At 60.9% G+C, this 16,811-nt stretch carries 14 protein-coding genes and 3 pseudogenes; 7 read left to right on the top strand and 10 right to left on the bottom strand.

Annotated features, from left to right (window positions below):
- A partial coding sequence (locus tag V7S54_RS32845) for a hypothetical protein (protein WP_336409961.1) occupies window positions 1–217 on the top strand: 217 nt, incomplete at its 5' end.
- Between the two features lie 12 nt (window positions 218–229).
- On the opposite strand, the pseudogene V7S54_RS32840 reads toward V7S54_RS32845, so the two are convergent.
- Window positions 230–364: pseudogene (locus V7S54_RS32840) on the bottom strand (helix-turn-helix domain-containing protein); the annotation flags it as partial.
- Between the two features lie 131 nt (window positions 365–495).
- On the opposite strand from V7S54_RS32840, the gene V7S54_RS32835 reads away from it, so the two are divergent.
- Window positions 496–1,386, top strand: a complete 891-nt coding sequence (locus tag V7S54_RS32835; RefSeq protein WP_065375161.1) for a LysR family transcriptional regulator — start codon at window positions 496–498, stop codon at window positions 1,384–1,386.
- 249 nt (window positions 1,387–1,635) lie between these two features.
- Here V7S54_RS32835 and V7S54_RS32830 read toward each other — a convergent pair whose 3' ends face one another.
- The 3 genes from V7S54_RS32830 to V7S54_RS32820 all read right to left on the bottom strand — a co-directional run bounded on the left by V7S54_RS32830 (window position 1,636) and on the right by V7S54_RS32820 (window position 4,512).
- Window positions 1,636–2,745, bottom strand: coding sequence for an alpha/beta hydrolase (locus V7S54_RS32830; RefSeq protein WP_336409952.1), 1,110 nt, complete (start codon window positions 2,743–2,745; stop codon window positions 1,636–1,638).
- A 92-nt stretch (window positions 2,746–2,837) separates the two neighbouring features.
- A complete protein-coding gene (locus V7S54_RS32825; protein ID WP_336409953.1) occupies window positions 2,838–3,311 on the bottom strand; it encodes a cyclophilin-like fold protein in 474 nt (157 codons plus the stop codon).
- 1 nt (window position 3,312) lies between these two features.
- Window positions 3,313–4,512: an MFS transporter gene (locus V7S54_RS32820; protein ID WP_234793094.1), complete on the bottom strand. Its 1,200-nt coding sequence runs from the start codon at window positions 4,510–4,512 to the stop codon at window positions 3,313–3,315.
- Window positions 4,513–4,653: 141 nt separating this feature from the next.
- Here V7S54_RS32820 and V7S54_RS32815 point away from each other — a divergent pair, with 141 nt between their 5' ends.
- Complete coding sequence (locus tag V7S54_RS32815; protein ID WP_336409954.1) at window positions 4,654–5,541, top strand: LysR family transcriptional regulator; 888 nt, start codon at window positions 4,654–4,656, stop codon at window positions 5,539–5,541.
- 238 nt (window positions 5,542–5,779) lie between these two features.
- Here the strand turns inward: V7S54_RS32815 and V7S54_RS32810 are convergent, their stop codons facing one another.
- Together V7S54_RS32810 and V7S54_RS32805 are read right to left on the bottom strand one after the other, a co-directional pair.
- The gene (locus V7S54_RS32810; RefSeq protein ID WP_336409955.1) at window positions 5,780–6,097 is read right to left on the bottom strand and encodes a hypothetical protein; all 318 of its coding nucleotides are present in this window, start codon (window positions 6,095–6,097) and stop codon (window positions 5,780–5,782) included.
- Window positions 6,098–6,342: 245 nt separating this feature from the next.
- Complete coding sequence (locus tag V7S54_RS32805; protein WP_336409956.1) at window positions 6,343–6,606, bottom strand: hypothetical protein; 264 nt, start codon at window positions 6,604–6,606, stop codon at window positions 6,343–6,345.
- A 468-nt stretch (window positions 6,607–7,074) separates the two neighbouring features.
- Between V7S54_RS32805 and V7S54_RS32800 the strand changes: the two genes are divergently transcribed.
- Window positions 7,075–9,294, top strand: a complete 2,220-nt coding sequence (locus V7S54_RS32800) for an adenylate/guanylate cyclase domain-containing protein (RefSeq protein ID WP_336409957.1) — start codon at window positions 7,075–7,077, stop codon at window positions 9,292–9,294.
- Between the two features lie 443 nt (window positions 9,295–9,737).
- Here the strand turns inward: V7S54_RS32800 and V7S54_RS32795 are convergent, their stop codons facing one another.
- A complete protein-coding gene (locus tag V7S54_RS32795; RefSeq protein WP_336409958.1) occupies window positions 9,738–10,892 on the bottom strand; it encodes a DMP19 family protein in 1,155 nt (384 codons plus the stop codon).
- 360 nt (window positions 10,893–11,252) lie between these two features.
- Between V7S54_RS32795 and V7S54_RS32790 the strand changes: the two genes are divergently transcribed.
- Entirely contained in the window at window positions 11,253–13,358 is a 2,106-nt protein-coding gene (locus tag V7S54_RS32790; protein WP_336409959.1) for a hypothetical protein, read from the top strand.
- Between the two features lie 163 nt (window positions 13,359–13,521).
- On the opposite strand, the gene V7S54_RS33400 is transcribed toward V7S54_RS32790, so the two are convergent.
- Complete coding sequence (locus V7S54_RS33400; RefSeq protein ID WP_442892647.1) at window positions 13,522–13,851, bottom strand: hypothetical protein; 330 nt, start codon at window positions 13,849–13,851, stop codon at window positions 13,522–13,524.
- On the opposite strand from V7S54_RS33400, the pseudogene V7S54_RS32785 reads away from it, so the two are divergent.
- Window positions 13,795–13,954 (top strand): annotated as a pseudogene (locus V7S54_RS32785) (DDE-type integrase/transposase/recombinase); the annotation flags it as partial. The gene V7S54_RS33400 and the pseudogene V7S54_RS32785 overlap by 57 nt on opposite strands.
- A 252-nt stretch (window positions 13,955–14,206) precedes the next feature.
- Here V7S54_RS32785 and V7S54_RS32780 read toward each other — a convergent pair.
- Both V7S54_RS32780 and V7S54_RS32775 read right to left on the bottom strand, forming a co-directional pair.
- A complete protein-coding gene (locus V7S54_RS32780) occupies window positions 14,207–14,872 on the bottom strand; it encodes a DUF6064 family protein (protein ID WP_065375153.1) in 666 nt (221 codons plus the stop codon).
- 33 nt (window positions 14,873–14,905) lie between these two features.
- Window positions 14,906–15,823 (bottom strand): aldo/keto reductase, encoded by a 918-nt coding sequence (locus tag V7S54_RS32775; protein ID WP_336409960.1) that lies wholly within the window; start codon window positions 15,821–15,823, stop codon window positions 14,906–14,908.
- 152 nt (window positions 15,824–15,975) lie between these two features.
- Between V7S54_RS32775 and V7S54_RS32770 the strand changes: the two are divergent.
- Window positions 15,976–16,377, top strand: a pseudogene (locus tag V7S54_RS32770) (transposase); the annotation flags it as partial.
- Between the last annotated feature and the right edge of the window lie 434 nt (window positions 16,378–16,811).

Raw genomic sequence — 16,811 nt, 5'->3', positions numbered from 1 at the left:
CCCTCGAACCATACCCGAAGAATCGCACGGCAATCCCCGGGCAGCAAGGATATTGCTGTCTTTTGTTGATAAAGGCCATGTATCGATCGGAACTCTGCTTGGCGGATTAGGGCTTGCGTCCTCGTGGCAGGTTGGAGGGCGCTTCCTCGCCGGCTTTTGGCTCGACGAACAATTCGAAGACCTTGCATTCGAGCACTGCCGCGATCTTTCCCAGTGAATCCACGCCGAGATTGACCTGTTTGCGCTCGAGTTGAGAGATCGACACCCGTTCCAACTGCGCTTCGAGCGCAAGGCGTTCCTGTGAGAGGCCGCGCTTGACCCTCAATTTCCGAACGTTCCAAGCCAAAAGATCACGCGGTGTCATGATCGCACATGACCATTGCGTGTCCAATTAAATAACTGGCTATTCTATACGAAAAGATGTTAAAAGTTGCAGAGTGGTGATTTCGGTTTCGCCTTTTGCGCGCACCCCAAAATTGATTGAAAGGGCGTTCGATGGAACTGCGCCAACTCTCGTTCTTCGTCGCCGTGGCCGAGGAGCTGCACTTCAATCGGGCAGCGGCCCGGATGTGCATCGCCCAGCCGGCGTTGAGCGCACACATCCAGGCGCTGGAGAAGGAACTGGGTGTGCGGCTGCTGGAGCGATCGACGCGTCGGGTCGAACTGACGCGGGCAGGGGAGGTGTTCTACGATCGGGCCGTGCGCATCATCGGCGATGTCGGGCTGTCGGCCGAGGTGGCGCGTTCGGTTGCCGGCAAGGCGGCGCGCACGATCAAGATCGGAACCGTCTATCCGGCAACGACCGGTGTGCTGCCGGGCTTCCTTGCGCGCATCGGCCGGAAGTTTCCCGATGTCGCATTGCATGTCAGAAGCGGGTCGACCTCAGACATCATCCGCGGACTGGAGAATGGCCAGATCAATCTCGGCTTCATCCGCCCGGTCGAAAACATCGGATCCTTGCGCTTCTTCTCGATCGCGCATGAGCGCTATCTGCTCGCCGTCGAAAAGACGAGCCCGCTGGCGCTTCGAAGCGAGATCGACATCGAGGATCTTCGTTCCGAGAAGATCATCGCCTTTTCCCGTCAGAACCTCTCCTACTCGGAGCGGTACTTCTCGGGAATGTTCGAGACCCATGGGCTGACCGCCAACATCGCCTATAGCTGCGACGACACCTTCTCGCTGGTGTCGCTTGTCTCCGCCGGTCTTGGCATCGGCTTTGCGCCGGAATGGACGAAGGATCTGCCGAACCGCAACTTCGAGCTCAGGCCGGTGCGCGGTGTCGATTTGAAGATCGGGCTCGGGGTTGCCTGGAACAAGGAGGACCCAACGGCATCACGCGACGACATCATCGACATAGCCCGGTCGCTGGCGCGGCCCGGAAGGTGAGGGGCGGGGCTCATGATTCCGATCTTGGCCATTCCTTAATCAAGCGGAGCGGCTTGCCGGGGGTAGGCGGTCCCGGTTCCCGGCCCGTGGCCGGCGCGATGCTGAACCTCCTGCGGCGACCCCTTTTAACCGGTCAAACCGCGCGCGAACTGGCTCTGGCCGCGTGTCGCGGCCGAGGCCTGGTACGCTCACTTATGTAAGAAGCGAGGCCTCAACCGAGCGGTCAGGCCACGCCCGCGCCCCACCTTTTCACGTTGTCAGGTGTTGATCAAAAAAGCCCTTCAGCTTTTCGAACGGGATGAGATCGACGCGATCGTAGAGGTCCACGTGACCTGCGCCCTTCACCCAGACCAGTTCCTTGGGTTCGGCCGCCCGCTTGTAGGCGTCCTCGCTGAACTCGCGGGAATGCGCCTGATCACCGGAAATGAACAGCATGGGCCGCGGAGAGATCGTCTCGATGTCGTTGAACGGATAGAAGTTCATGAACTTGACGCTACTCGTGAGCGTCGGCTTCGTGGTTGTCTGCCTTGTCGCACCCTTCGGGGTGAACTCTCCGCGCGACGTGCGATAGAAGTCATAGAACTCGCGCTGCACCGGATCGGTATCGGCGGTCAGTTCAAGCACGGTACCGCCCATATACTGCGTCTCGCTGCCTGCAAACTCTCCCCAGCGTTGCTCGGCCGCGGCCGCGATGAACTGCTTGCGCTGCTCGACAGACTGCGAATGGTTCAGGGCGTCACGGAAGGCGGCGCCCATGTCATACATGCTGACGGTCGCGATCGTCCGGATGCGCGGATCGATCTTGGCCGCGCTGATGATGAAGCTGCCGCTTCCGCATATGCCGATGCCGCCGATCCTCTGACGGTCGACGTAAGCCTGGCTGCCGAGGAAATCGACGCCGGCGCTGAAGGCCTCGGCGTAGATATCGGGCGAGACGAGGTTGCGCACCTTGCCTTCGCTCTCCCCCCAAAAGGGCAAGTCGATGGACATGGCGACGAAGCCCTCCTCAGCCATCCTGGTGGCGTAGAGGTTGGCGCTCTGCTCTTTCACGGCGCCCATCGGATGGCCGACGATGACGGCCGGGCTTGCGGCCGCCCGATCGAGGGCCTTCGGCAGGAAGAGGTTTCCTGCAACGGTCGTCTGGTACTGGGTCTTGAACGCAACCTTCTGAACGGTGACCTTGTCGCTGGTGTAGAAATTTGCAGCGCCACGCGACATGTCCTGCGCGGCGGCAAAGCCGCCGTCGAAAACGGAGAGCGCGCCGAGCGCAGCAATGCCGGCGCCAGTCGCCTTCAACAGCTTCCGTCGGTTGAGATCGAAATTACCGTTCGGCGTGGTGTTGTCGTCTTTCTCGTTCATAGTCACATCTCCATTTTCGTTGCTACGTTAAAGGAATCCCGCCCCACGGCCGCCGGCCGTTCAGCTCTCTAAAAGCTGGGGATCAGGCTGTGTCAGACGCGCTCTATGCGGATCGGGAATTCACCGCGCACCAGGAGCGGCTCGAAGCCATCGTCGAAACGGCCGAGCCGGATAAGCCCGGAGGAATAGCGGTAGCGGCCATAGAAGAGCGCCAGGTTGCCCCATGGCGCGAAATAGCAGAGATCGCCGGGGCGCTCGTTGCCGAACGGTTCGCTCGCCGCTTCCGTTAGCTTGCGCGGCAGGTAAACGATCTTCTCGTTGTCGGCGTAGTCGTCGATCGTCAGGTCGAGCGGCGGCAGCGACGCGAAGTCCCGAGCCGAGGGGTTGTCGTAGAGGCTGGCGACCATTGTCTGCCCGTTGAATGTCATCGTGACTTTCATGGTCGTAGGCTCCTCACTCGCCGGGTCATTGCCTTTCTGCGCTCCGGCAAGAGACGCCAGCCCACCAGTAGCGAGTGCACTGGCAAGGACTACCCGACGGGTGACGCTTGGTACGTTCGGACTCATCTCAGGTTCTCCTGCTTATATGCCAGGCCGCCACGGCAAGGGCCGAAGAGCCGACGAGGAGTGCTGCGGCAAAGGCAAAAGTGCTCAACCAGCCTGCCGTGTCGAATAGGTAGCCGCCGATGGTCGCCCCCATCGTGATGGCAAGCTGGATCGTCGCAACCTGCAGCCCGCCGCCCGCCTCGGCGTCGTCGGCAAGGTGCCGGCTAAGCCATGTGCCCCAGCCGACCGGTGCGGCCGTGCCGACCAGGCCCCATGCGATGAGCAAAACCGCCGCGGTAAGCGAAGACGTTCCTGCCATGATCAGGCCGAAAGCGATGAGCGCCATCAGGAAGGGGATCGCAGCGAGGATGCTGAACAGGCGCGCCTTCAGCATGCCTGTGATCAGATAGGTCCCGAGCGCTCCTGCAAGCCCCATGAGAAGCAGCAGGAGCGAGAGCGAAGACACCGGCAAGCCCGTCACGGTCTCCAGAAACGGCCGTAGGTAGGTGAACAGCGCGAACTGGCCCATGAACAGAAGCAGGATCGAGCCCATGCCGAGCGCGACCTGTCGCCGGCGCAAAAGGCCGAGGACGTTTCGCGACCGGTCGCCGCGGCGCGGCGGCAAGGAAGGCAAGCTTATCCACTGCCAGACGAGCGCAAGAAGGGCGAGCGGCACGACGATGAAGAACGCCCCACGCCATCCGATGTAATCGCCGAGCAGGCTGCCAAGCGGCGCCGAAATCGTCGCAGAGATGGCGTTGCCGGCGTTGAGCATCGCCAGGCCCTTGGGCACGGCATTCTCAGGGACCAGCCGCATGACGATGGCCGTCGACATCGACCAGAAGCCGCCGACGGCAACCCCCAGAAGCGCGCGTCCGATCATCAACACCCCGTAGTTCGGGGCGAAGGTGACGATGCCTCCCGAAATGAAGAGAGCCAGGGCAAAGAACGTGACGACCAGTCGGCGATCGAGGCGCCGCGTCAGACCCGAGACGAGGAGGCTGGTGATGACCGCGAAGATGCCCGAAATCGAGATCGCCTGCCCCATCCGGCCTTCGCTCACGCCAAGATCGGTGGCGATAGGGGTCAGCAGGCTTACGGGCATGAACTCGGAGGCAATCAGCACTGATACGCAGAGCGCCATCGCGAGCACGGCGCCCCAGGCCTCCTTTGGGCTCTCACTGTTTGTGACCGGCAGCGCCCACAGGGCTGACTGGGACATGGGCAGGATTGCCGCTTCAGCACGTTTTGTGTGGTTGTTTCGTTTCATGCCGCCAAGATACCGGCTCCCGATAATTTGATTAGCCGTTGCAATCCGGATGGACTTATCGATGTGTGACATGAATTTGCCGGAGGGCCGCCCGTGAAGAGGCAAGACCTGAATGACATGCTATGGTTTCTCGCCGTTGCCGAGGAGCGAAGCTTCACCCGGGCGGCGGCCAAGCTCGGCACTTCGCAATCCACCTTGAGCCATACGATCAAGAAGCTCGAAGCCCGCATGGGTCTTCGGCTTTTGACACGCACGACGCGAAGCGTCTCGCCGACCGAAGCCGGCGAGCGGCTTCTGCGCTCGCTGGCGCCGCGGATCGAGGAACTCGAGACCGAAATCGACGAACTGATGGAGATCCGCGACAAGCCGTCTGGCACGGTCAGGATAAACCTCTCCGACCACGCCTTGGAGAGCGTCGTGTGGCCAAAGCTGCGCCCGCTGCTCCTGGATTACCCCGATATCAAGGTGGAGCTGAACCGCGACAACGGCTTCCGCAACATCGTCGAGGAACGGTTCGACGCCGGCGTCCGCCTGGGCGAAAGCCTGGACAACGATATGATCGCGGTCAGGATCGGACCGGACTGGCGGTTGGTCGCGGTCGGATCGCCTGCATACTTCGCCGGGCATCCGGCACCTAAGACGCCGCAGGAACTGGTCGCGCACAATTGCATCAACCATCGCCAGGCTGGTTCCGGCGGCCTTTACGCCTGGGAGTTTGCCAAGGACGACCGAGAGCTTCGCGTTCGCGTCGAAGGACAGCTCACCTTCAACACTTCCTATGCCATGGTCGATGCTGCCGTCGCCGGTTACGGCATCGCCTACGTGCCGGAGGATTTAGTGACGGCCGAGATACGCTCGGGAAGCCTGCTTCAGGTTCTTGATGACTGGTCGCCCAGCTTTGCAGGCTATTATCTCTATTATCCGAGCCGCCGGCAGAACTCGCCTGCCTTCAAGATCGTGGTTGACGCTCTTCGCCACTAGGTTCCTCCTGGCAGGCGCAGTCGACTTTGGCAGTCGATGCCCGACGGCTTCACCAATGACGCGGCGCTCGCACGCCTCTCAGGAAATGGTCGCAGGTCCGATTCCGCTCAAGGCGAGGGATCAAAAGTGTCGGGCACCGCGGCTTTCGCTGGTCCGCCGCGCGGCGGTAACGGGGGGAAAGCGGCCGCCCACCAAGGCAGCCCGTGACGGCTCCCTTGCGCCGGGAACGGACTACGCTCTAGGTTGATTCTGAGGCACGCGGGTATTGTGCTTGCGAATAAGCGTCAGCCCATAGGGGATAACAACGACCAGCGCAATCACACCACGTCGCGACCAGCAGCATGATCTGGCGTTCGCTGTTGATCGCGTTCAGGCCGAGATTGCCGGTGATGATCAGGCCGTCTGCGGCTTGGGCGATCAAGGTCATGAGCACGCTGCCCTTGGTGTTGTTGAAGAGCCAGCCGAACACGATCGTGAAAGCGAAGGTCCCAAACAGAGCATCAGCTGGCAGTATGTCGAGGAGGATGAGCGGCACGTGCCAGATGACCACCAGCACGCCGAGGAAGCGCTCGCAACGAGCGGCAAGTGCCGTTCCTGCAGACGCGGGAGCGCGAAGCCACGCCAGCCGAGTTCTTCCTGCATCGGTCCGTCGAGGGGATTGACGAGGCGAATGGCGAACATCATCAGAATGGTCGGCACTGAAGCGATCAACGCCTCCGTGGGGTTCGGCCCGCCGAAGACCATGTTCAGATAAGCGGGCGTCACGCCGATCACTGGCGCCGAGAGCAGGGTGACCGCAAATCATTTCCAGCTCACCCGCCGGATGGTGAACTTCTTAAGGAGCGCGACGACGCCGGGCCTGCCTCCGGTGACCGCAGTTACAATCAGAGCCGCGTAAAGCGGACCGGGCACCATGAGGAGGAAAGGCAAGGCGAGCGCGCCGGAGAGGAGGGTGCCGGTATAGATCCGCTCCGGCAGGGTCCAGCCGAGCCAGGTCAGTATGTAAGCGATGGCGAAAAACGCAATGAGGGGGTAGCGGCTGACAAGCCCGCGGATGGAGGTCATGTCGGTTCCTCTGCTGCAGCACCTAGAACTACCGGCCCAGCCGCAGAAGCGATGTCGACCAATTGGTGGAGCGCGACGTAGCCCTCAGCGCAGAGCGAATGGAAATTTACCGGCACCCGACCAAATCCGCAGCGTCAATCTCAGATCAGCCCCGCATAGGGACTGCATGATCCATAGCCGGCCCCGTCAATCAGAGGGGATCGATCGATTCTCACACAGCCTAGACCGTCGCGGGCTTTTGATCGTTGTGGATCTGTTAGCTCAGACCATCCGCCTAACACCCCAATGCGGGCCAAAGCGGAATTTCCGCTCTGGGCCACAAGTAAGAGTTTGCCCGGATCAACCGAACTTTCGCTTCGGGCGGAGCCTGTGTGCCGTTTTCACACAGGCTCCGCCCACCGCAGACTGGGATGCGAACGTTGACTATCCTATAATTGCACCAATGCTGTTATGCACCGGGAACATCCCATGCAACGGAAGCTTGCGGCGATTCTGGCCGCTGACCTCGTTGGTTACAGTCACCTCATGGAGATCGATGAGGCGGACACCTTAGCGCGGCTGGGAAGCACCCGCGAGAACATCATCGCCCCGAAGATTGCCGCCCACAACGGGCGGATGGTCAAGCTCATGGGCGATGGCGCGCTGATCGAGTTTCCCAGTGTGGTTGACGCTGTCAGATGCGCCGTCGAAATCCAGCAAGCGATGGCCGAGTGCAACGAGGAGCTACCTGCTGACAAACAGCTCGAGTTTCGCATCGGCGTCAATCTTGGCGACGTCATCGTCGAAGGACAGGATATCTATGGCGACGGCGTGAATGTCGCGGCAAGACTCGAGGGATTGGCCGATCCGGGAGGCGTCCTGATTTCAGGAACGGCGTACGATCAAGTCGAGAGAAAGCTGGACTACGGGTTCGATTTCGTGGGTGAGCAGCAGGTCAAGAACATCGACAAGCCCGTTCGCCTCTATCGAATTCACCTTGGCGATCATCCCCGAACCACGGCCGCCTGGACACGGCGCAAGCCTTATCGTTCATGGTTCTGGCCCTCGACCGCCGCAGCAGTTCTGATGCTCGCAGTCGGAATCGTGGTTTTCTGGAGCACCTCCCGCGCACCGCCTGTTGAGTTGGCCTCAAGGGCACGGATGGAGTTCTCTTTGCCCGACAGGCCGTCCATTGCGGTCCTACCATTCACCAACCTGTCCGGGGAAGCGGGGCAGCAGCATTTTACCGACGGCATGACGGACAGCTTGATCACCGATCTGTCAAAGAGTGCCGATCTGTTCGTCGTCGCCCGGAACTCGACGTTCGCATATCAAGGCAAGACAGTGGCGGTCAGCCAGGTCGCCGAAGAGTTGGGTGTGCGATACGTTCTGGAGGGTAGCGTTCAACGTGCGGGAGACCGGCTCCGCGTCAATGCCCAGCTGGTTGACGCGCTCACGGGAGGCCATGTGTGGGCCGACCGCTTTGACGGCAATGTTGCCGATGTTTTCGGCGTTCAGGATGCATTCGTCACCAAGATTGTCGAGGCGCTGAAAGTCAGTCTGACGGGAAATGAGAGGATGGAGATCGCCCGCGGCAGGACGGAGAGCCTGCGGGCGAAAGAGGCATTCGACGAGGGATGGGGTCTCTATCTTCGTTTCAATGCCAAAGACAATGCAGCGGCCATCGCGCCGCTAAAGAGAGCAATTCAACTCGATCCCGAGTATGGACGCGCCTACGCCGCGCTCGCTCTGGTCTACTTCAGGGTCGAAGACTATGCCTGGCATGAGGAGGTACTCTTCAGAGACGATGAATATGGGTGGAACCAGCAATTTGGCGCACCTCCGTTTGTAGCCGCGTTTCACGGTCAGGCACACCTGGACAGAGCCATGAGATACCCTACGGCTCTCGGATATACGGCCAAAGCGCTGGCCCATCTGCGTTTCGGTCGGGCAGAAGATGCACGCCGCGAAGCCGGCCGGGCGACTGAACTCGACCCGAACGACCCTGAAGCGCAAATCGCCATGGCTTGGGCCTTGACGACTTCAGGCAAGCCAAGCGAGGCCCTCGACTTCGTCCACAGGGCTCTTCGCCTCAATCCGAACTTCCCAAGCCATTATGTCCTTGCCCACGCGGCTGCGCTGTTTGCCGCAAACGATCTGGAGCAGGCGGTGGAGGTCTTCGACCAGGGAGCCAAGAAGAACCCGAACGCAACTGCGCTCATGCCGCCGTTCGCATCCGTACTTGCTGGACTCGGGCGCCGGGACGAGGCAAGGCGCAAGCTGCTGATTTGGCGGCCGGGAACAAATCAGGCGGCTCTCGAAGACCTGGCGCGCGATTATAAATTCCCCATTCGATGGGCATCTGAATACAAAGCGGTGCGGGAACGCTTGCTCGACGGTGTCCGTGCGGCCGCCCTGCCGCCGGACGTGACCGTTTCGAGCCTCACAGCTGAACTGAAGCGGGGCGATCCAGCGAGCAGGCAGATCGCCGCAAAGCGCTTGGGTTGGTTTGGACCGGCGGCAGCGGAATCCGTGCCGGCCCTGGTTATGCTGCTCGGAGACGGCGTTGTCCGCGAGGAGGCCGTGCAATCCTTGCGGAAGATCGGGCCTGGGGCCAAGGCTGCGATTCCCGCCTTAGTGGCAATAGAGAATGAGAGTTTCGTCGGCAACTACGCCAAGAATGCGTTGAAGGAAATAAGAGGCTACTGATGGCCCTCTGCCTCGCAGGGTTCACCGTAGGCTGCTCGCTTTACGCTCGAAGGGTCCGCCTTGGGCCAACAGTGCCCGGCGTTCTCGTTACAAGCGGCAGCTTTGGGTCGGTCGCAGCCGATGATCGGAAACTGTCATTCGACTGCTGTTGGCGCAAACCCGCAGTCCCTGCTAACGAATTGATTGTCCGCCTCGGGCTATTAAATCGCGTCCGGAGCCAAAGTGCACAGGTTTGAAGGGAGCCGTTCTTCACGAGCGTGGCGAACGGCTTGTTGCTAGGATATTCACGTTCTGGACCAAAGGATCGCATAATGTATCGACCGGAACGGGTGATGGTTGGTAGACCGCGCCGAAGCGCCGCGGGCCTTGCCAATCACGAGGCCTATCGAGTGATACTCCGGTTTGATCCTGGAACCGCGCTCGTGTGGTGCTCCAGCGACTGCTCATTTGTCGCGGAGACCTTGTTTGTGGTCTTCGATCTCTGCCAATGAAATCGGATCGTAGATTTCCCCCGGTCTCTGCCCGGCGAGCAAGTACATCGCGTCCTTCTTGGTCATCATGAATATCTCGTCGCCGGCAACGATCTTGAATATCGGATTTGGAATACCGTCGACCGGCTTACATGGCTGGATGATGCACCCGGTGAAATCCGGTCTCACCCGGCTGAGGGCAAGGTCGACGGCCATTGCAAGTGGTTCTCCCTCGGCGAACGACAGCATTTGATCAATATCCGTTGTGCCCGCGAACCCGATGAGCGCGGCAGCCTTCCAGGTTACTCCCTCGCCACCAAGTTGGAGAGCGTAGAGGCGAACCCCCGAGCTGTCGCAAACAGCGCCCCGCAATCCGAAGCTTGTTTGAACGATCCAGGCCTCCAGATGGCGCCCGTCGACCTCGATCGTCTCCCGGTTTCTGCCCTCGAACAGAGTTTCGTTCGCCGCGTCGACCGCCATTCCGATGGCGAGGTGTACATCGTCGGACAACACCTGCTGGAAAGCGCCAACACGCGTTTCTGAAAGTCGATGCAAGCGGCTGGCGTTTGCCCGTGCACACTCGTTCCATGCCTTGCGAAGCTCTGCCGGCTCGACGAGCCTGAGGCCCGACCAACTCCTGATCCAGGTCGCGGCACGAGGTGCCACGGGACTCTCCACTTGTTGCCGGTTGAATGCTTCGTCCAGAATGTCCAGCGCAGGGTCCCTGCCTCCCTTGAAGCCGGTCTGTGCGGACGCCTTATCGGGATTGGCTGCCGTCCATACAGTCAGTTCCCGCATCAGGTTCGCCTGACCGGTGGCCCCCATGGCTGCCAGACCGGCTTCCGCATTCGCGAAAATCATCTGCCACCTTGTCCCGCAGTTGTGAACGAATTGGCTATGGCCGCCATTGTTGATCTGAGCGACGTAGAAGTCTGCGTGATACAATTGAACTAGGTAAGGGGGCAACTCTTCCTGCCGATATAAGCCGTCTGTGAAGAGGTAATTGACGAAATCCACGATCGTCGCAATGAGCTCGAGATCCGCATCATTAGGGTCAGCGATAGTGTCCCGGGGAACAGGAACGGAAAAGGCGGCCACCGGTGGACTTTTGCGTTTTCCAAACACCATTTCAATCTCCGCAGCTTTCCGGAATTCTTTCGTTCAGAGCTTCGCAATTCACGGGGTGACGATCACATCGACTACAGGCTTTGGCTATGGAAACCGCAATCTATCGCGGCTCAAATCCGGATCGGCATGGCGAAGTGCCGCGCCGCTTCGGGTTGTTCTCCATTGCTCAGAAGTCCGTCGCGCAGACCGATCAATCGGCTTCGCTCCCAGACACCGGTCATTGCGGTGAAGCGCTTAAGCAGTCCTTGCGAAGACGAACGGTCATTTCAGCATTGGCCTCCGCAATCATTTTACACCCACAGGTTTAACGGTTGTTGAAACCGTTTCCCGCTATAGAAGGCTGTCAAGCGGGAGGCTGCAATGCTCAAAGTCGAAAGTATTTCGGACTGTCTGCGCGTTAGCGGGCATCCGCGGGCATCCGAATGGCTTCACCTGCCCGATGAGGCCCCTGAAGGCGGATTCGGTGTTGCGGGTCCCGACCACATCTGGACGTGCAATCGCGCGGGTCTGTTCCGCCTGCATAGCGTGCTGCAGCAAAGCATCCACGCAGAAATCGATCTGGAGACACCACTCTCACGAAGCCTGCGGCTGTCGAGCCGGGGCGGGCGGTATCTGTATCTGCTGCAACCGCTAGGCAGTTCGATCAAGGCGGAAAGCCGCCGGCTCATCGTCATCGACATCCCGGTCGGCCGTGTTGAGGCAATCCATGACGGTCTGCCGGGCTTTGCCGGCGAGATAACCGAAAGCGAAGACGGCAGTTTGCTGATCGATTTCATCGACAGGTCCAGCGGGACGCCACGCAGCATGGTCATGCTTCTGGACCCCCTGACTGGTGACCGGGAGCAGTCTTTCGTAGCGTCGCCGCGAATGACGCCCGGCAAACTCAACGTGCTCTTCATGAGCCGAAGCCCGGATGGCCGGTATTGGATCAAGTTCGACCATGCGCGGCTTCCCCGCCATCTGGAACCGGCAAGCACCATCGGCAAGGTGTTCGGCAGGAAAGGCGGTGAGCCGCGCTACGGCCTGTCCCTCCAGATATGGGAAGCCTTCCCGATGCGCTTGTTGCGGCGGGTGACCGCCGTGTGGCTTAAGGCAGTGGAAGTTCCGGACGAGACACATCTCTGTGCGACGCCGGTAAAGCCGCCGGCCGCGGATGCGCCCCATCCCATGACCGCCCGGCGCGCGATCTGGGAGGCGATCTCGACGACGCTTGCGGCCTTCGACGGCGACCCGCTGGAAGACGCCCCGCCCCGAGAGGCCTATCCGGCGGAATTCGCAGATGACGACAGGATGTGGAAGAGGATCGTCGACAACTACGGCGAACTTCCCAAATCCTTGCGCGTAGTCGGGTGGCAGCCGGACGGGGCTGCGTGCTGGGTGGATACGGGCAATTTTCTCACCTGCGTCGGCCTCGACGGCACGATCTCGCCCCGGCTGTTTCTTGACCGGCACGGCGTTAACACCTCAGGCCTCGTCTGCCCGATGGCAGAGCGGTACAAGCAATTCGAGCCGCTTCCTAACCGCAAGGCGCGGGCAATCTACGAAACGGGCACTGCGATCTTCGACGGCCGGCTTCACACCGACCCATATGCGATCGTCTCGATCCCAACATCTCACGATCAGTGGCAGGCGCCGGACCTCAGCGTCCCTGCGCGCGTGCAGGAGGCAGCAACGCTCTGCAAGATCCATACACTGGAGCGGGTACGCAACCGGATCACTATCCCGGTCGCCGGCTGGTCGGAGGCTGGTCGCATCGACGCCATCAATGCTCTTGCTGCGGAGATGACCGGCGAAATCTACCGTATGGCAGTCGACCGCGAAATCCAGGTGTCGTTCGTCGCGAACGACAGGACCGTCAGCGAGTTCGATTTCTTTGCGGACGTTCCCACACATTGCCCGACTGCCGTCCCAGCACTGCGACAGTTGGTCGGTGGTTTCGTGGAGGCCAGCCAACCCGATCGCTTCCTGTTCTCGGTGGCGACTGAGGGCGTCGGGCTGCTGTCAAGCGCCGTCCACGCCTTGGGTTGCATGGATCGTACGGCACTTCCCCTGATCAAGGACTACGGCCGACTGGTGGATCCCGGACATGAATACGTCTTTGCGGGCACGACCGTTCCAGCCATTGCGAAGGCGCACGGTTGGACTGCCGACATTGTCGACTTCGTCTTCTGGGTTATCGCCCGCGACTTCTACAACACCAGGCAGGACCATCGGACGGCCTGGCGCGAGCTGGGTCTGCGAAATGCTGTCAGCAGGCAGGACCCGGGCGCGTTCGCACGACACATCTTGTTCGCGATCGCCGATCTAATGAAAACTGACCGGCAGCCAACCCGTTACGGCACGACCGGCATGGATCGGTTTGCGCAATACGTGTCTGATCCAGACGATCTGTGGACGAGCGAATTCCTCCGGAGATTGAGAGAGTGCGGTCCGATCGTGCGGAAGCGTTCAGAACCCGGTCGATGAGGGGGGAGCTGCGGCATTGAAAGGGCCGAAGCGATATCGACGGCGCATCGCCGAGCGCGTCGAGTTGTTGCTCGGTGTTTTCGCGACGTCGCTTTGCAAACGGGTTCTGTGTTCGTATCCCTTCAAGGCGATCAGTTCAAACCTTGCCCGAGCAAGGTTTTTTCTAGAATAAGAGGGATGATCCCCCCGCCTCAAGAACCATGAGTTCCTGTTCCGTTTCGATGGCAGCAGTGCAAGTCAGGCTCTGCGACCCTGTCGAACGTTCAACGGTGACAGACATCGAGCCCCTCGGGCTCAAGCTGCTGGCCCCAATCTTGAGCGTATCGTTCGCCGTCAGATTCAACGATTGTGCATGCGCTCCCGCGGGAAGAAGGACCGGCGACACGCCCATGTTGATCAGGTTGGACCTGTGAATTCGCTCGAAGCTGTTCGCAAGGACGGCGCGCGCTCTTACGCTGCAGCGAAACGGCAGGTGATGCCGAACGTCGAGCATCGATCACACAAGGGCCTGAACAACCGGGCCGAAAAACTCACATCTGCCGTTCGGGAAACGAGAGCGGTCAATGCAAGGGTTCCGATCGGTTGACGAGCTTAGGCCAGTATATCCGGTTAAGTTGACATCACCGTTCGCATTCTTGAAAGCGTTGAATGGAATTAAGACCTCCTAACCATTATCGCGCTCCAACGGATCTCAACACGCTTCACATCTTCCAGCCGGCGCTCCGAGGTAGGGAAATGCCCGCGTAGACTAAACGAGCAACTGCCGGAGGATCTTCTGACGGAATGCGAGATGGAGCCGGTGGACCCCTCTCCATGTCTGGAAGGAGCATCGATCGCGCCAAGGGTCGTCAGCGCCGGTCGGCCAGCAGAAGTGCGAGTGTGGCGACGATGACTGCTAACGACGCCCAGGCGCTGGGGTCCTCCAGTGCAAGGAGAGTCAGGCCGCTGAAGGCGCACCAGAGCAGCGGGATCGGCAGAAGTAGCCAACCCCGCTTGCCGGAGGCTGCCACTGCCAATACGGTGCCGAGCGTCGTCGTTGCCGTGGGATCCGGCATCATCGCGAATATCTCGGCCGAGGCGAGGGAGCGCCCCGCCGGCCAGGCGAGGCAAGGATAGGCGAGCAAACCGAAAAGCATGAGGCCGATGCCGCCACGGTGCCGCAACCGGCTTGCGGGCCCATCCGTCTGCCGTGCCGGGGCTGTCGATAGAGCCAGCAATCCGGCCTGGAGCAGGAAGGCACCTGCCGCATAGGACATGCCCCAATGGATCGCGGTGTAACGTTCCCAGATGAACTGCCAGCCACAGAAGAGCCAGGCTGCAGCAAGCAGCGGAAAGGCCGCGACGCGGGCGCGCGGCACGCCGGTCGCTGCCGGTGCGAGGATAAGAATTGCGCCGGCGATCCAGACAAGCTGCAACGGCCAGAATTGCTGGTTGTAGCGCTCTACGAGGCGGAAATAGACGCGCGGCGAGAACATCACCAAGTCGGAGAGCGTGTAGGTCCCCCATTCGGACATCAGCCAAGTTCCCCTCTGGAGCCGAGCGGCCGCTCACAGCGCTTCCACATAGTCGATCATGCGCCGGCGCATCTTTTCGTCCGGCAGGATGCCGCTTGCGGCCTCAAGGTTCTCGCGCACGTGGTCAACCCTGGTGGTCGCGGGAATGGCGCAGGTGACCGTCGGATGGGAGATGATGAACTTCAGCAGGAACTGAGCCCAGTTGCGGGCGCCCGTCTCGGCGCGCCAGTCCGGCAGTGGCCCGTCCTCGAATTGCCGGACCAGGTCACCCTGTCTGAACGGGCGATTGACGATCACGGCGATGCCTTTTTCCCGGGCCAAGGGCAGGATGCGCTGTTCGGGCTCACGGTCGAGAATGTTGTAGGTGAGTTGGACAAAATCGATGGGCTGGCTGGCCATGATGCTCTCGATCTCGCGGTGCCTTCGTCCCTCCGATGTCGTGATGCCGACATAACGTAGCCGTCCCGCCGCTTTCATTTCGATGAGAGCCGGGAGGTGTTTTTCCCAGGAGACGAGATTGTGGACCTGCACGAGATCGAACTTGTCGACGCCCCAGTAGGCGCGCGATGCCTCGATTTGCGGGCCTCCCTGTTCCGGGTGCGATATCCAAACCTTCTCGGCGGAAAACAGGCGCTTCGGATGGCCGAGCTTGTGCAGACCGTAACCGATTGTTGGCTGGGAGGAACTGTACATCGGCGAGGAATCGATCATGCGGCCGCCGCCATCGAAGAAGGCGGCGATCACTGCGGCACACTCGTCCATGAGCACCGGATCGTCGCCGACATTGAAGGTGATCCAGGTGCCGAGGCCGATCACCGGCAATAACTCTCCGCTTGCCGGAATCGGCCTCGTCAGGATGCCGGCCGGCTGGCCAAGGGCCAGTCGCGGCGCAAGCGGCAGCAATGCGCCGATGCCAAGCCCCTGAACGGCCGTGCGCCGAGTGATCGCCATCGGTCGCCCTTCCTAATGCCTTTGCAGGGCGGATAATGAGCTCGCTTGCAATGGCGCTGAAACCACGAAGTCGTGATCGGAAGCAGGCGCTCAATCTTACCCATCAAGGGCTCGTCTAAGCGCGGCGATGTCGAGCTTCACCATTCCGAGCACAGCGGCTGATGACGACGCCAGGCGTTGGCGTCCTGGTGGCGCTGACGTTCGTGGCGGCTGCCGATGCGCCGGAGCGATTCCGCTCATCCCGCGCGGTGGGGCCGCACTTCGGATTGACGCCGAAGAAATATCAATCGGGCGAGACCGATCAGAGCGGTCGCATCTCGAAGATCGGCGATGGCAGCGCGCGAACCGCGCTCTACGAAGCGGCCAACGTCATCCTGACGCGACCGGTCAAAGGCTCCGATCTGAAGGGCTGGGCGTTGGCGGTCGCCAGACGTGCCGGTCCCAGAAAGGCGCGCGTGGCGCTGGCCCGCAAGCTGGCGGTGGTGTTGCATTGCATGCTCAGGGACAGAACCAACTTCATTGCTCATAAGGTAGCGCCAGCCCTGGCGGCTTGATCGGAGGAGACGACAAGCCAGGACTTCGGACGGGCACAGCCATCAGCCCTCCGCAGCAAGGTCCCTTCGCCGGGACGATGGATGGGTTAGGCCGCTATGCGATCAGCAGCACGCGGTGACTGCGCCTCTAAGATTGGCCAACCGGTCCTCAGCAGACCCATCGAGCAGCGGCTGAGCGTCGACTGCGGACAGAAGCAAGCCCTCGGCGAGGATCAAGCGCACAAGAGATTGACGCAAAGCCCGTTACAGAAGGATCGCATAATGTATCAACTGGCATTTGACGCCTTCTCCGTTCTCGTTGGCCCCAGTCGCATGGCGCACTCTCCAATTTCGCTCGCGTGCCCAGGGCATGCCGCGCCGCCGCCACCGTCCCGACTGCCCGGCTTTTAAACATGCGAGCGGGAACGATTTGGCCGCTGGATGCTTTCTCCCCT

It is taken from the genome of Ensifer sp. CCNWLY38, from assembly GCF_037120565.1.
Lineage (GTDB): Bacteria > Pseudomonadota > Alphaproteobacteria > Rhizobiales > Rhizobiaceae > Ensifer > Ensifer adhaerens_H.
The sequence above is the reverse complement of the archived record's forward strand: the minus strand, read 5'-3'. Positions and strand labels throughout refer to the sequence as shown.